Origin of the sequence: Paraburkholderia sp. A3BS-1L (assembly GCF_051125215.1) — a bacterium.
Taxonomy (GTDB): Bacteria; Pseudomonadota; Gammaproteobacteria; order Burkholderiales; family Burkholderiaceae; genus Paraburkholderia.
This window is the reverse complement of record NZ_CP120442.1, coordinates 1,867,233-1,882,236: the sequence shown is the minus strand read 5'-3', so window position 1 is coordinate 1,882,236 and position 15,004 is coordinate 1,867,233. Positions and strand designations below refer to the sequence as shown.

The following is a 15,004-nucleotide window of genomic DNA, read 5'->3' as shown; positions in this document are numbered from 1 at the left end:
GTCTTCTGTCTATTTCTGGGCCGGCGGCGATTCGCTTAGAATCGCGGCCATGAATACGCCCACTTCTCCCCAATACGCGCCCGGCGCTCCGTCGCTGCCGCGCGTCGCCGTGCTGGCCACTGGCGGCACCATCGCGGGCTCCGCGCCCGACGCGGCCAATACCGCCGGCTACCAGGCCGGTGTGATCGGCGTGGCGCAGCTGCTGGCGGCCGTCCCGGGTCTCGACGCGCTCGCGCGGATCCAGGCCGAGCAGATCGCGAGCGTCGACAGTAAAGACATGTCGTTCGCCCTCTGGAGCGCGCTCGCGCAACGCGTGAACGGGTTGCTCGCAGACGACGACATCGATGCCGTCGTCATCACGCATGGCACCGATACGCTCGAAGAAACCGCTTATTTCCTGCATCTCACGATGAAGAGCCGCAAGCCCGTGATCCTCACGGCGGCCATGCGGCCCGCCTCGGCGCTCTCCGCCGACGGTCCGCTGAACCTGCTCAATGCCGTGGCGCTCGCGGCGAGCGGCCAGGCGACCGGGCAGGGCGTGCTGGTGGCATTCAATAACCGCATCCATTGCGCGCGCGACGTCATCAAGATCAGCACCTATGCGGTGGATGCGTTCCAGTCGCCCGAGATCGGCGCGCTGGGCTGGGTGCAGGACGGGCGCGTGGAATTCCAGCGGCGCGCGCTGCGTGCCCATACCGTGGATGCGCCCTTCAATGCAGATGGGCAATGGCCGCAGGTGGAGATCGTCACGAGCTACGCGGGCGCCACGCGCATCGCCGTTGACGCTCTCGTGAGCGCAGGCGTGCGCGGCATCGTCGTGGCCGGCACCGGCAACGGCTCGATTCACACCACGCTGCAGCAGGCGCTTGCCGAGGCGGCGGCGCGCGGGGTTGCCGTGGTGCGCGCGTCGCGCGTGGGGTCGGGACACGTGATGCACAACGGTGCGGCGAAGGACGATGCGCTCGGCTTCGTCTCGGCGGGCACGCTGAACCCGTACAAGGCGCGCGTGCTGCTGATGCTCGCGCTTGCGGCGGGCACGAGCGGGAAGGCCGCGTTGCAAAGCGTGTTCGATACGTACTGAGCGATAAGCGCTAAACGACAGGAACCATGCAAACGGGCCTTGCGGATTGCTCCGCAAGGCCCGTCTTTTTTCAGCCGAGCGCCTTATTGCAGCGGCGGAATCACGAGCACCTGGCCGGGGTAAATCTTGTCCGGGCTCTTGAGCATGGGCGTGTTCGCCTGGAAGATGACGTCGTTTTTCGCGCCGCTGCCGTAGTACTTCTCGGCGATCTTCCAGAGGTTGTCGCCCGAGACCACGGTGTGGTGCTGCGCTTCGGGCGCCGGATTCGTCACGCTCATCTGGTCGTCGACCTTGTCCACGTTCTGGACATTGCCGGCGGCCACCAGAATCTTTTCCTTGGTTGCCTGGTCAACGGCATTGCCCGTGACGGTGACCGTGTGCGAAACGCCGTCATAGGTCACGCCGAGGTTGTCGGCGTCGAGACCCTGCGAGCGGATGTAGGCGGCGATCGCATCGCCGGCCTTCTGGTTCAGATCGGCGAGATTCGCAGCCGGCGCAGCTGCGGTTTCTGCGGCCTGGGCCGGAGCGGCGGCTGCGCCGAACAGCTTTTCGCCGGCTTCCTTGATGAAGTTGATGATGCCCATCGATCACACTCCTCACGTGCTGGGATTGATTGGGTAGCCACGCAGCGGGTAGCGGGTCCACCTTGCGCCGTCTGCGTGACAGACGGATGAAAGCACGATTCTAGAAACGCAGGTGCGAGGACGTCCAGCGTTCGAGCGTTAAAGAGTGTGAAGCGCGCGGCAGGCGTTGCGCGAGAGCAGGGCGGGGAGTGCGTGGAGCAAAGGGAGCGCTGGTGCGCCGAACGCGTGACGGCTGATGAAGTGTGTCGCAATCCGACAGGCGGACACCCGGTGATGACGTCTGACCGACCAAGGCTTCCCCGCCGTCACCGAGTGCCGCTTTCGGACCCCACTGGCCGCCCTCAGCCCAGAGCGGCCTCGATTTGCTTCGCGATGGTTGCCGCCACCACGAAGCGCCCCACCTGTGGCCGTCGCGTTCCGTGCGCGCCAGCCTGAATCTGGATGTTGCCAACTGCCTGGTTACTGCCTGGTAGTTGTCTGGCCGTTGCTGCCTGGCCATTGCCAGGCGACTGCCCAATCTCAGCGAGGCATTGCGCGCGGGTGCTGTGTGCATTGGCGTGCAATGCCTCATCTGCGGAACAACTCGATCAAGCCGCTTTCGAGTCGCGCGAGCGACTCGAGCGGTTTTGCTTTACGCCTTCTTGCCTTCGGTGATTTCGAAGTTGGCCATGATCTCGAGCGCGCGGACCATTGCCGAGTGGTCCCATGCCTTGCCGCCGTTTGCTGCACACACGCTGAAGAGTTGCTGTGCGCTGGCGGTATGCGGCAGGGCGATGCCCAGCTTGCGTGCGCCGTCGATGGCGAGGTTCAGGTCCTTCTGGTGCAGTTCGATGCGGAAGCCCGGATCGAACGTGCGCTTGGTCATGCGCTCGCCGTGCACTTCGAGAATGCGCGATGCAGCGAAACCGCCCATCAGGGCCTTGCGAACGCGCTCCGGATCGGCGCCCGAGCGTGCGGCGAACAGCAGGGCTTCCGCCACGGCCTCGATGTTCAGCGCGACGATGATCTGGTTCGCGACCTTGGTCGTCTGGCCTGCGCCGTTCTCGCCGATCAGCGAGATGTTCTTGCCCATCAGCGCGAATAGCGGCTTGGCCAGTTCGAACGACTTCTCCGGGCCGCCCACCATGATCGTGAGCGTCGCTTCGCGCGCGCCGACTTCGCCGCCCGAAACCGGTGCGTCGAGGTAGTCGCAGCCGAGCGCGTTGATCTGCTTGGCGAACTCCTGCGTTTCGATCGGCGAGATCGAGCTCATGTCGATCACGAGCTTGCCGGCCGAGAGGCCCTTGGCGACGCCGTCATCGGCGAACAGCACCTTCTGGACGTCGGGGGTGTCCGGCACCATCAGAATGATGACGTCCGAAGCCTGCGCGACAGCGGTCGAGTCGGCCACCACGGTGGCCTGCTTGCTGAGGTCTTCAGGTACCGGGAACTTGCCGTTCACGACGAGTTCGTGGCCGCCCTTCAGAAGGTTGCGGGCCATGTGCGAGCCCATGATGCCGAGGCCGATAAAACCAATCTTTGCCATCTGTATGTCTCCGTTGAGTCGAATGCGGTTCGATGTGGGGTCGACGCGACCTGGTCAGGCGAGTTCAGCCGCGCGTTGCTGCGCGCTGCGCAGCCAGCCGAGGCCTTCGACGGTCGTCGTGCGCGGCTTGTACTCGCAGCCGATGTAGCCTTCGTAGCCGAGCGAGTCGAGCAGATCGAACAGGAAGGGGTAATTGATCTCGCCCGTGCCCGGCTCGTTGCGGCCAGGGTTGTCGGCGAGCTGGATATGGGCGATCTTCGCGAAGTGTTTCTTGATCGTCGCGGCGAGCTCGCCTTCCATGCGCTGCATGTGATAGATGTCGTACTGCAGGAACAGATTGTCCGAGCCGGTCTTTGCGATCACGTCGAGCGCTTCGGCCGAACGGTTCAGCGCGAAGCCCGGGATGTCGTACGAATTGCACGGCTCGACGAGCAGGCGGATGCCTTCGCGCTTGAGCTCGCCCGCGGCGTAGCTCAGGTTTTCAACGATGGTTGCAAGCGCGGTGTCGCGATCGATGCCTGCCGTGGGGATGCCCACGAGGCAGTTCAGTTGCGGCACGTTCAGCGCACGGGCGTACTCGATCGCACGGCCGACGCCTTCCTTGAACTCGCCCTTGCGATCGGGCAGGCAGGCAATGCCGCGCTCGCCGCCTTCCCAGTTGCCGGCGGGCAGGTTGTGCAGCACGAGCTTGAGCTTGTGCGCGGCGAGGCGCTCGGCCAGTTCCTCGGCCTTGAACGGATACGGGAACAGGAATTCGACAGCATCGAAGCCCGCCTCGGCTGCCGCGGCAAAGCGGTCGAGGAACGGCACTTCGTTGAATAGCATGGTGAGATTCGCGGCGAATTTTGGCATGGTGCTGGGTCTCGCTGGTCGGTCAGTAAAAAAGGAATCAGGCAGGCGGCGCGCCGATACTCGACGCGCGGCCTGCTGGGGTGATGCTCGGCTCAATGCGCTCGACTTAGTCGAGTGCACTCAGGGGCGTGATAGCCGTCGGTGCGTGCTCCGGCTTCTCGGCGAGCTCTTCGAACTCGTTGATCGCGTCGATCTCGGCGCCCATCGAAATGTTCGTCACACGCTCGAGAATCACTTCGACCACCACCGGCACGCTGAATTCGGCGGCCATGGCCTGCGCCTGCTTGAGCGCCGGCTCGATTTCTTCCGGCTTGAACACGCGCAGCGCCTTGCAGCCGAGGCCTTCGACCACGGTCTTGTGATCGACGCCGTAGCCGTTCATTTCAGGCGCATTGATGTTTTCGAAGCCGAGCTGGACGCAGTAGTCCATGTCGAACGCGCGCTGTGCCTGGCGGATCAGGCCGAGGTACGAGTTGTTCACGAGCACGTGGACGTACGGCAGCTTGAACTGTGCGCCGGCTGCCAGTTCTTCGATCATGAACTGGAAGTCGTAGTCGCCCGAGAGCGCCACGATGGGGCGCGACGGGTCGGCTGCGCGCACACCGAGCGCTGCCGGAATCGTCCAGCCGAGCGGGCCTGCCTGGCCGCAGTTGATCCAGTTGCGCGCCTTGTAGACGTGCAGGAACTGGGCGCCTGCGATCTGCGAGAGACCGATCGTGCTCACGTAGCACGTGTCGCGGCCGAACACCTTGTTCATCTCTTCGTACACGCGCTGCGGCTTGATCGGCGTGTTTTCGAAGTGCGTCTTGCGCTGCAGCGTGCGCTTGCGTTCCTGGCAGTCGGCGACCCACGCGCTGCGGTCCTTGAGCTTGCCAGCAGCCTTCCACTCTTGCGCGACCTGGACGAACAGTTCGAGCGCAGCCTTGGCGTCCGAAACGATGCCGAGATCCGGGCCGAACACGCGGCCGATCTGCGTCGGTTCGATGTCGACGTGCACGAACTTGCGGCCCTTCGTGTAGACCTCGACGCTGCCCGTGTGGCGGTTCGCCCAACGGTTGCCGATGCCGAGCACGAAGTCCGATGCGAGCATCGTCGCGTTGCCGTAGCGATGCGACGTCTGCAGACCGACCATGCCGGCCATCAGCGGATGGTCGTCGGCGATCGCGCCCCACGACATCAGCGTCGGGATCACGGGCACGCCCACGATTTCCGCAAACTGCACGAGCAGGTCTTCGGCTGCCGCGTTGAGCACGCCGCCGCCCGAGACGATCAGCGGCTTTTCGCTGGCGTTGAGGAGTTCGATCGCAGCTTCGATCTGCTTGCGCGTGGCTTGCGGCTTGTAGACCGGCAGCGGCTCGTAGGTGTCGATGTCGAATTCGATTTCGGCGAGCTGCACGTCGATCGGCAGGTCGACCAGCACCGGACCCGGACGGCCCGAGCGCATCAGGTGGAATGCCTGCTGGAACACGCGCGGCACGAGTGCCGGCTCACGCACGGTGACGGCCCACTTCGTGACGGGCTTGGCGATCGACTCGATGTCGACAGCCTGGAAGTCTTCCTTGTACAGGCGTGCGCGCGGTGCCTGACCAGTGATCGCGAGAATAGGAATCGAGTCGGCGGAAGCGGAGTACAGGCCCGTAATCATGTCGGTGCCCGCGGGGCCCGAGGTGCCGATACAAACGCCGATGTTGCCGGCGTTGGCGCGCGTGTAGCCTTCGGCCATGTGCGAAGCGCCTTCGACGTGGCGGGCGAGCACATGGGTGATGCCGCCGGCTTTTTTCATCGCCGAGTAGAAGGGGTTGATTGCAGCGCCGGGCACGCCAAAGGCGGTGTCGATGCCTTCTTTTTCGAGCACCAGAACGGCTGCGTCGACGGCTCTCATCTTGGCCATGAAAAGTCTCCTGAATGTTGCTAATGCTTTGAGGGGCTGCGCCATGGGGATGGCGGGCATTGGATACGACGGTTGAGGCTCACTTTAGGCGCGCTAGAAAGGTTTGATAAGATCAGCCCAGGTCGTTTATTCCGAAACAAAAAGTATGGAATCGCCGTGGGCGGCGCTTGCGGGGCGCGGCATGGGACAGGAGAGCAGGCATGGACCGCTTCAAGCAGATTGAAACCTTTGTGCGCGTGGCCGACGCGGGCAGCCTTGCGGCGGCCGCGCTGACCGAGGGCGTCTCGCCGGTGATACTCGGGCGGCGCATCGACGCGCTCGAAAAACGCCTCGGCGTGAAACTCATGTACCGCTCGACGCGGCGGCTCGTGGTCAGCGAGGAGGGCGGCGCGTTCCTCGAGCGTTGCCGCGGCCTGCTGCTGGAGTGGGAGCAGGCCGAAAACGAGCTGTCCGCCGGGCGGCGCGTGGTCAACGGGCATCTGATCGTCTCCGCGCCGGCAGCCTTCGGGCGCAAGCACGTGGCGCCGCTCGCGCCCGCATTTCTCGCCGACAAACCCGAGCTCCAGGTCTCGTTCAACCTGACCGATCGCGTGGTCGATCTGGTGCGCGAGGGTTACGACCTGTCGATTCGCATCGGCGGGTCGGTGGACCCGAATTTCGTCGCGGTGAAGCTCGCCACCAACCGGCGCGTGGTGTGCGGCACGCCAGAATACTTCCGCAAGCACGGCAAGCCGAAGACGCTCGAAGACCTGCCGAATCACAACTGTCTCGCCTTCAATCTGCAGGGCGGCCAGAACCGCGGCTGGTATTTCAGCCGCAACGGCAAGCTCGCAACCGTGCGCGTGGGCGGCACGCTCGACTGCAACGACGGCGAGCTGCTGCACCGTTGGGTCACCGAGGGGCTTGGGCTCGGCTGGCGCTCGACGTGGGAGATCGATGCGCAGCTCGCGCGCGGCGAACTGGAGACGGTGCTCGACGAGTACGCGCTGCCCGACTACGACATCCTCGCCGTGTACCCGCAGCAACGTTACGTTCCGGCGCGGGTGCGCTATTTCATCGATTACCTGAAAGAGGTCTACGCGCGGCCAGGGTACTGGAGCGGCGTGGCCTGATCGGAGACCCCTGATTTCAGGCCCGCGCATGGCCCATTTATTTTTCGTTTTCGCACGCATTTCTCGGGAATAAACTGGCCGCTGTGCGGGTAATGCATGAGCGAGACCGGCGCCGGCGTGCGCGTTGTGCGCGGCGTCGAGCGTTGAGGTCGCGCCGCGAGCCATCAGGCACGAGGGGACCAAGTGGGCGAATCCGCGAACGGGGCGCACGAGATGCACGAAGTGCACGAGGGGTCCGGTGATGCGCAGCGCAGCCGCCGTTTTCAGGCGCTGGCGCTGCCGCATCTGGATGCCGCGTACAACCTTGCCCGCTGGCTTTCGCGCAATCCCGGCGACGCCGAGGACATCGTGCAGGAAGCTTTTTTGCGCGCGTTCCGCTTCTTCGACGCGTTTCGCGGCGACCAGGCGCGGCCCTGGCTGCTCGCGATCGTGCGGCGCGTCTGGTACGACGAGTGGCGGCGGCGCGCGGGCGCGGAGGAAGTTGCGCCGTTCGACGCGTTGCGCGACGATCAGCCGCCTGACGGCTGGGACACGGGCAGCGCCGACCCGGAGGCGTCGGCAATTCGCGCCGAGGACGCGCGGCGCGTGCAGGAGGCGCTGCAGCGCCTGCCGGTGGAGTACCGCGAGGTGCTGGTGCTGCGCGAGCTGGAGGAATTGGGCTATCGCGAGATTGCGGCGGTCATCGACGTGCCGGTGGGCACGGTGATGTCGCGGCTCGCGCGGGGCCGCAAGCGCCTCGCCGCGCTGCTGGCGGCGCAGGCATGTAGCGGCGGTGCGGCGGCCGGGCCGGCAAAGGCGGTCGAAAGGACAGCCGGCGATGCGGGCAATATGGCCGACAACGCGGCCAGCAAGGCAGATTTCGGGGCAAGCAAAGCGTGGAGACCATCCGGCCGGGGGGCCGACGGCCGGTTCCGGGAGGAGCCGGCCGTCGACGGCGGAGCGCGCGAGCCTCAGGGGCCGTGTGCGCCACGTCCTGCCACGGAGGCGCCCGATGAACTGTGACGAAGCGCGCCCGCTCGTCGAGGCAAGCGTCGACCGTGAACTTTCCGCCGCCGACGAATGGCGCGTGCGCGAGCATCTGGCTGGCTGCGCGCAATGCCGTGGCGCGGCTGCGAATGTCGAAGCCATTTCCCGTCTGACGCGTGCGGCGCCCTGCTATCGGGCGCCGGAGGGCCTCGCCGCGCGCATCGTGGCGGCGTTGCCGCCCGTGCAAAGCCCGTCGATGACCGCTGACCGCGTGCACCGCGAGGCGCCCGCGCGAACCGGCGCATGGCGCCGCTGGCTGCCCGGCCTGCGAGGGCGTGCGCCAGGCGAGGGCGGTGCGGGCGGTGCGGGCGGGCGGTCCCGGGGCGCTGGCGGCACAAGTACGGCCGGCCTGCCCGCTGCGGGGCTCGCAGGATTCGCATGCGTGGTGCTGGTGCTGTGTGCCTTGAGCGTGGCGACGGTTCTGCATCTGCGCAAATCCGCCGCTGATGGGGCTTTTGTCGAGGAGCTCGTGGCCAGCCACGTGCGCGCGCAGATCTCGGGGCGCGATCTCGACGTGGTGTCCACGGACCGCCATACGGTGAAGCCGTGGTTCAACGGCCGCATCGACTATGCGCCTCCCGTGGAGGACTTCTCAGCGCAGGGCTTCCCGCTCGTGGGCGGCCGTCTCGATTATGTAGGGCGCGAGCGAGTCGCGGTGCTGGTTTACCGCTACCGCAAGCATGTGATCGATGTCTATGTCTTCCCGCCCGGCGTGGCGGGGCCGATGACGGAAACTGCCGCGCCTCGCACGAGCGAAGGCTATTCACTTGCCCGTTGGCAGGCCGCCGGCATGACCTGGTGGGCCGTCACCGATGCGGGCCCGGATGCGCTCGCCGGCCTGCGCGCGGCGCTCGATGCGCGGCTCGCGGACAGCCGCAGCGGCAGTGGCTGAGACGCCGGCGGGCGTACGCCAGCGCGCAAGTCCTTGAAAACATGTCTGAAACGCTGCGTGAAACCATAATTTCGGTTGCGCGAGCGGGGCAGATCGCGCTACAATCTTCGGCTTCTCACTTGCCGCACCGGTTCCGACGCCCGGGTGGCTTAAATCCATAAGGAGTGATACATGCGTCATTATGAAATCGTCTTCATCGTGCACCCCGATCAAAGCGAGCAAGTGCCCGCGATGATCGAGCGTTACAAGAGCACGATCACGTCGCACGGTGGCCAGATCCACCGCATCGAAGACTGGGGCCGTCGTCAACTGGCCTACATGATCGAGAAACTCGCGAAGGCTCACTACGTCTGCATGAACATCGAATGCGACCAGACCACGCTCGACGAACTGGAACACGCATTCAAGTTCAACGACGCTGTTCTGCGTCACCTCATCGTCAAGATGAAGAAGGCCGAAACCGGCCCGTCGCCGATGATGAAGGAAGTGCAGCGCGAAGAAGCCAAGAAGGCGGCTGCCCAGCCGACCGAAGCGCAGGCTTAATAACACAAGCCACCAGGATCAACGCTCATTTGCCTGACTCATTTGCTTAAATTCGCCCCGTGAACAGGCTGCAGCTTACGGCTAGCGTCGTAGAACGCGAACCGGTGCGGTACACCCCCGCCGGCGTTCCGATCGCAAGCGTCACGTTGCAGCATCGCACGGAGGTCGTCGAAGCCGGCATTGCCCGTTTCGTCGAGCTCACGATGCCCGCGGTGGCGGCAGGCAAGGCCTGCGGTCTCGTCGAAAGCTGCGAGATGGGCGTGGAAGCGCTCTTCACCGGATTTTTGGCAAAAAAGCACCGCAACGCGCGAACCCTGGTGTTTCACATCACCGAAATGCAAGGTACAGGAAAGGACTAATCATGGCCCGCCCTACTGGTAAGAAATTCGACAAGCGTCGTCAGCAACAAAACCCGCTCTTCAAGCGCAAGAAGTTCTGCCGCTTCACGGCTGCAGGCGTCGAGCAGATCGACTACAAGGACCTCGATACGCTGAAGGACTTTATCGGCGAAAACGGCAAGATCACGCCGGCTCGTCTGACGGGTACGAAGGCCCACTATCAGCGTCAGCTGGACACGGCTATCAAGCGCGCGCGTTTCCTCGCGCTGATGCCGTACACCGACCAGCACAAGGCCTAATAAGACGACGCGATAAGGAGCAATAGAATGCAGATCATTCTTCTGGAAAAAGTCGTCAACCTGGGTAACCTCGGCGACATCGTCAAGGTGAAGGACGGTTACGCACGTAACTTCCTGATCCCCAACAAGAAGGCACGCCGTGCCACGAAGGACGCAATCGCCGAATTCGAAGTTCGCCGCGCCGAACTCGAAAAGGCCGCGGCTGAAAAGCTGGCAGCCGCGCAAGCCGAAGGCGAAAAGCTCAACGGCCTGACCGTTCAGATCGGCCAGAAGGCTGGCGTGGACGGCCGTCTGTTCGGCTCGGTCACGAATGCGGACATCGCCGTTGCGCTCGGCAAGGTTGGCTTCGCAGTGGAAAAGATGCAAGTGCGTCTGCCGGAAGGCCCGCTGAAGATGGTGGGCGACCACCCGGTGCAAGTTGCGCTGCACACCGACGTCCTCGTCGACGTCATGGTGTCGGTGCTGGGCGAGCACGTCTAAGCATTGAGGCAGCCTGGGGGGCGACCCGCCAGGCCGCTTGAGCGCCGTAGCTCACCGCTGTTTCAAGGAAGGCAGGAGCCCCCGCGGCTTCTGCCTTTTTTGTTGTGTGCACGGCCGCTGCCGCTGAAGCGCTGGCACTGTGCCGTCGAATTGCTGCCGTTTCGCTTGTTCCAGGTAGCCGGCTTGTCCGATAATTGCCCTCCATGAATGCTCCGAAAGATCCCCAACTCGAATCGCTGAAAGTCCCGCCGCATTCGATCGAGGCCGAACAGTCGGTGCTCGGCGGCCTGCTGCTGGATAACGGCGCCTGGGACCGGATTGCCGACTTCCTCTCGCAAAGCGACTTCTACCGCTACGATCACCGCCTCATCTTCGAGCATATCGGCCGCCTGATCTCGGGCGCGCGCCCGGCAGACGTCGTGACCGTGTACGAGGCGCTCGGCACCTCGGGCAAGGCCGAGGAGGTGGGCGGGCTCGCGTACCTGAACGCACTTGCGCAGAACACGCCGAGCGCCGCGAACATTCGCCGCTATGCCGAAATCGTGCGCGACCGCGCGGTGCTGCGCCGCCTGGTGTCGGTCGCCGACGAAATTTCCGCCGATGCTTTCAACCCCCAGGGCAAGGAAGTGCGGCAGCTCCTCGACGAAGCCGAGGCGAAGGTGTTCTCGATCGCCGAGGACGGCGCGCGCGGCACCCAGGGCTTCCTCGAGATCGGGCCGCTGCTTACGCAGGTGGTCGAGCGCATCGACACGCTCTACCACACGGCCAATCCGACCGACGTGACGGGCACGCCCACCGGCTTCATCGACCTCGACCGCATGACCTCGGGCATGCACGGAGGCGAACTGATCATCGTGGCGGGGCGTCCGTCAATGGGCAAGACTGCGTTTTCCATGAACGTCGGCGAATACGTGGCCGTGGAGTACGGTCTGCCGGTCGCGGTGTTCTCGATGGAAATGCCGGGCACGCAGCTCATCATGCGCATGCTCGGTTCGGTCGGGAGGCTGGATCAGCACCGCATGCGCACGGGCCGCCTCACCGACGAGGATTGGCCCAAGCTCACGCACGCCGTGCAGAAAATGAGCGAGGCGCAGATCTTCATCGACGAAACCGGCGGGCTGAATCCGATGGAGCTGCGCTCGCGCGCGCGGCGTCTGTCACGCCAGTGCGGCAAGCTCGGGCTCATCATCATCGATTACCTGCAGCTGATGAGCGGTTCCTCGTCGGGCGAGAACCGTGCGACCGAAATTTCGGAGATTTCGCGCTCGCTCAAGAGTCTCGCCAAGGAGCTCGACGTCCCGGTGATCGCGCTTTCGCAGCTCAACCGCGGTCTCGAACAGCGTCCCAACAAGCGTCCGGTCATGTCCGACCTGCGCGAATCGGGCGCCATCGAACAGGATGCGGACGTCATTCTGTTTATCTACCGCGATGAAGTCTACAATCCCGACAGCCCTGATAAAGGCACGGCGGAGATCATCATCGGCAAGCAACGTAATGGTCCGATCGGGCCAGTTCGACTCACGTTCCACGGCCAATACACGAAATTTGACAATTTTGCCGGTGCGCAGAACTTCTATGGCGAGTAAGGCGTAGTAGCGGGGAAGTCGCTGAAAAACGGGGTGTGAGCTTGCGCCAAAGTGGCGCAAGCCGGGTTCTGACATCCCCAGATGCATGCGGCGTCCAGCCCGTGACGATACAATGTCGCCGTTTTATGACGGCTATCTTGCCGTTTTGTGACGGCGATCCGAGACCAATTACCGGGATTCCAATGTTCGGTCGATTCATGCCCACTGAGGGCAAGTTCTTCGAAATCTTCAACGCGCACGCAAAGTGCATCGTATCCGCAGCCCGTGAGCTCGAGCTCCTGATCGACAATCTGGCTGATGCGGAAGTTCATAAACAGAACGTGCAGACCGCCGAAAAGGCCGCCGACAAGCTCACGCACGAAGCCATCGACCTGTTGCACAAGACCTTCATCACGCCGTTGGACCGCGACGAGATCCACAAGCTGATCACGACGATGGACGACTGCCTCGACCTCATGGAGGACGTTGCCACAGCCATCTCGCTGTACGACGTGCAGTCGGTGACTTCCGAGGCCAGCCAGCTCGCGCATGTGGTCACGGCCACGGCCGAGCGCGTGCAGGCGGCAGTGGCGCTGCTCTCCGACATGAAGCAGGCGCGCGAAATCCTGAAGGCGTGCGAGGACATCGACCGCCTCGAATCGGATGCGGACCGCCTGCTGCGCGCGGCCATGTCCAAGCTCTTCCGCGAGGAAGACAACGTCAAGACGCTGATCAAGCTGAAGGCGATCTACGAGATCCTCGAAGCGATCACGGATAAGTGCGAGGATGTCGCGAACATCATCGAAGGCATCGTGCTAGAGAACGCCTGAGCGGACCACGATGCATTCCATACAACTCGCCCTCTGGGTGGTCGTCGGACTGGTGGCCATCTCCCTCGTCTTCGACTTCATGAACGGCTTTCACGACGCGGCGAATTCCATCGCCACCGTCGTGTCGACGGGCGTGCTCAAGCCGCAGCAGGCCGTGGCGTTCGCCGCCATGTTCAACGTGATTGCCTATTTCGTTTTCCACCTGAAGGTGGCGCAGACGGTGGGCAAGGGCACCATCGACCCCGATATCGTCGACCACTACGTGGTGTTCGGCGCGCTCGTGGGGGCGATCGGCTGGAACGTGCTCACGTGGTACTACGGCATTCCGTCGAGCTCCTCGCACGCGCTGATCGGCGGCCTCGTGGGGGCCGCGCTCGCCAAGTCGGGCTGGCACTCGCTGAACTTCGACGGCCTCATGAAGACCGTGGCCTTCATCTTCATCTCGCCGCTGCTCGGCTTCGTGCTGGGTTCGTTCTTCATGCTGACGGTGTCATGGCTGTATTTCCGCACGCCGCCCAGCAAGGTGGACCGGCGTTTCCGGCGCCTGCAGCTGATCTCCGCGGGCCTCTATAGCCTCGGCCACGGCGGCAACGACGCGCAAAAGACCATCGGCATCATCTGGATGCTGCTGATCGCGACGGGCTACGCCTCGGCAACGGCCGCCGCACCGCCCATCTGGGTGATCGGCGGCTGTTATCTGTCGATGGGCATCGGCACGCTGTTCGGCGGCTGGCGGATCGTGCGCACCATGGGTCAAAAGATCACCAAGCTCAAGCCCGTGGGCGGCTTCTGCGCGGAGTCGGGCGGAGCGCTTACGCTCTTCACGGCGTCGGCGCTCGGCATTCCCGTGTCCACGACGCATACGATTACTGGCGCGATTGTTGGCGTGGGCGCGACCCAGAAGCTCAGCGCCGTGCGCTGGGGTGTAGCGGGCAACATCGTCTGGGCCTGGATTCTGACGATTCCTGCTTCTGCGACGCTCGCCGCAGCGGGCTGGTGGATCGGCCACCGGTTCCTGTAATCAGTCAGGACTGGTTGGGCAGCACGGCGCCTTCGGGCGCCGTTTTTTGTTTGGGCGTGGGCCGGTAAGGCACGGGCGGCCGTCGGCGGATCAGATGATCGGCGTCGTGCAGCCGTCCATCGGCACGATCGCACCGGTCACGTAGCTGGCCCGGCGGCTCGCCAGAAAGAGGGCGACGTCGGCGATTTCCTCCGGCTTTGCGTAGCGTCCGAGCGGCACCCTGGCCTCGCCACGCGCGAGTGCGTCTTCGGCGCTGATGCCCTCGCGCCCCGCTTCCAGTTGCACGGCCTCTTGCAGGCGCTCAGTGAGCGTTGCGCCCGGGTTGATCGCATTGATGCGGATGCCATAGCGCGCGTGATAGTGCGCCAGCCCCACGGTGGCGAGCATGAGCGCCGCATTCGCCGCGCCGCCCGCGATATGGATGTCGCTGGCGTACTTGCCGCCCATCCCGATGATGTTGACGATCGCGCCCGGCTCCCTGGCCGTGTCGGCCTTGATGCGAGCCACCATGCGGCGCAGCACCTCCTGCTGGGGGTAGATGTACGGGAAGTACTTGGCTTCCATGGTCGCCTTGAATGCGTCGGCGTCGAGCGATTCCGGATCGTAACGGCGCGCGGCGCCCGCGCTGTTGATGAGGATGTCGATGGGCCCCACGGCCGTCGCGACTTCCTCGACGACGTCGGCGGCGCTGTGGGGCTCGTGCAGGTCGGCGCGCGTGAGGTGGATGTGGAGCCCTTCGCTGGCCAGTTGCTCGCGCGCGCGCGCCAGGTTGGCGGGATCGCGCGAAACGATTGCGACTTTCGCGCCTTCCTTGGCGAATGCGCGAGCGCAAGCGAGGCCGATTCCCTTGCTGCCGCCCGTGACGAGAACCACTTTGCTGCCGAGTCCGAGTTCCATCGCTACCTCGCTGCGCGAAAGTAAAAAAACGGTCCCAAAACGATAGCAGACGCGCAGCGCGCGCGAAA

The 15,004-nt window shown here is 64.4% G+C and carries 16 protein-coding genes; 11 read left to right on the top strand and 5 right to left on the bottom strand.

Annotated elements, in window-relative coordinates; all coding sequences use genetic code 11:
* Positions 1–49: 49 nt before the first annotated feature.
* Positions 50–1,081, top strand: a complete 1,032-nt coding sequence (locus P5W99_RS08465; protein WP_421024106.1) for an asparaginase — start codon at positions 50–52, stop codon at positions 1,079–1,081.
* 83 nt (positions 1,082–1,164) lie between these two features.
* Here the strand turns inward: P5W99_RS08465 and lysM are convergent, their stop codons facing one another.
* From lysM to gcl, 4 genes are all read right to left on the bottom strand, one after another.
* Positions 1,165–1,665, bottom strand: coding sequence for a peptidoglycan-binding protein LysM (gene lysM, locus P5W99_RS08460; RefSeq protein ID WP_035526137.1), 501 nt, complete (start codon positions 1,663–1,665; stop codon positions 1,165–1,167).
* A gap of 631 nt (positions 1,666–2,296) precedes the next feature.
* Positions 2,297–3,190 carry a 2-hydroxy-3-oxopropionate reductase gene (locus tag P5W99_RS08455; protein ID WP_421024105.1) on the bottom strand — a complete coding sequence of 298 codons (894 nt, stop codon included), beginning with the start codon at positions 3,188–3,190 and terminating at the stop codon, positions 2,297–2,299.
* 54 nt (positions 3,191–3,244) lie between these two features.
* Positions 3,245–4,042, bottom strand: coding sequence for a hydroxypyruvate isomerase (hyi, locus tag P5W99_RS08450; RefSeq protein WP_421079546.1), 798 nt, complete (start codon positions 4,040–4,042; stop codon positions 3,245–3,247).
* A 106-nt stretch (positions 4,043–4,148) separates the two neighbouring features.
* Positions 4,149–5,933 carry a glyoxylate carboligase gene (gcl, locus tag P5W99_RS08445; protein ID WP_421024103.1) on the bottom strand — a complete coding sequence of 595 codons (1,785 nt, stop codon included), beginning with the start codon at positions 5,931–5,933 and terminating at the stop codon, positions 4,149–4,151.
* A 200-nt stretch (positions 5,934–6,133) separates the two neighbouring features.
* Here gcl and P5W99_RS08440 point away from each other — a divergent pair, with 200 nt between their 5' ends.
* From P5W99_RS08440 to P5W99_RS08395, 10 genes are all read left to right on the top strand, one after another.
* A complete protein-coding gene (locus P5W99_RS08440; protein WP_421024102.1) occupies positions 6,134–7,045 on the top strand; it encodes a LysR family transcriptional regulator in 912 nt (303 codons plus the stop codon).
* Positions 7,046–7,258: 213 nt separating this feature from the next.
* On the top strand, positions 7,259–8,047 hold the full coding sequence (locus tag P5W99_RS08435) for an RNA polymerase sigma factor (protein ID WP_421025219.1): 789 nt from the start codon (positions 7,259–7,261) through the stop codon (positions 8,045–8,047).
* Complete coding sequence (locus P5W99_RS08430) at positions 8,037–8,963, top strand: anti-sigma factor family protein (RefSeq protein WP_421024101.1); 927 nt, start codon at positions 8,037–8,039, stop codon at positions 8,961–8,963. Before P5W99_RS08435 ends, P5W99_RS08430 begins: the two co-directional genes overlap by 11 nt.
* A gap of 171 nt (positions 8,964–9,134) precedes the next feature.
* A complete protein-coding gene (rpsF, locus tag P5W99_RS08425) occupies positions 9,135–9,506 on the top strand; it encodes a 30S ribosomal protein S6 (protein ID WP_027818337.1) in 372 nt (123 codons plus the stop codon).
* 59 nt (positions 9,507–9,565) lie between these two features.
* Positions 9,566–9,865 (top strand): primosomal replication protein N, encoded by a 300-nt coding sequence (gene priB / locus P5W99_RS08420; RefSeq protein ID WP_028216786.1) that lies wholly within the window; start codon positions 9,566–9,568, stop codon positions 9,863–9,865.
* A 2-nt stretch (positions 9,866–9,867) separates the two neighbouring features.
* A complete protein-coding gene (gene rpsR / locus P5W99_RS08415) occupies positions 9,868–10,143 on the top strand; it encodes a 30S ribosomal protein S18 (protein ID WP_035526157.1) in 276 nt (91 codons plus the stop codon).
* A 27-nt stretch (positions 10,144–10,170) separates the two neighbouring features.
* Positions 10,171–10,623, top strand: a complete 453-nt coding sequence (gene rplI, locus P5W99_RS08410) for a 50S ribosomal protein L9 (RefSeq protein WP_421024100.1) — start codon at positions 10,171–10,173, stop codon at positions 10,621–10,623.
* A gap of 203 nt (positions 10,624–10,826) precedes the next feature.
* Complete coding sequence (locus P5W99_RS08405) at positions 10,827–12,209, top strand: replicative DNA helicase (protein WP_421024099.1); 1,383 nt, start codon at positions 10,827–10,829, stop codon at positions 12,207–12,209.
* Positions 12,210–12,391: 182 nt separating this feature from the next.
* Positions 12,392–13,018 carry a DUF47 domain-containing protein gene (locus P5W99_RS08400; protein ID WP_035526166.1) on the top strand — a complete coding sequence of 209 codons (627 nt, stop codon included), beginning with the start codon at positions 12,392–12,394 and terminating at the stop codon, positions 13,016–13,018.
* Between the two features lie 10 nt (positions 13,019–13,028).
* The gene (locus P5W99_RS08395) at positions 13,029–14,039 is read left to right on the top strand and encodes an inorganic phosphate transporter (protein WP_213295212.1); all 1,011 of its coding nucleotides are present in this window, start codon (positions 13,029–13,031) and stop codon (positions 14,037–14,039) included.
* A gap of 90 nt (positions 14,040–14,129) precedes the next feature.
* On the opposite strand, the gene P5W99_RS08390 is transcribed toward P5W99_RS08395, so the two are convergent.
* The gene (locus tag P5W99_RS08390; protein WP_421024098.1) at positions 14,130–14,936 is read right to left on the bottom strand and encodes an SDR family NAD(P)-dependent oxidoreductase; all 807 of its coding nucleotides are present in this window, start codon (positions 14,934–14,936) and stop codon (positions 14,130–14,132) included.
* Between the last annotated feature and the right edge of the window lie 68 nt (positions 14,937–15,004).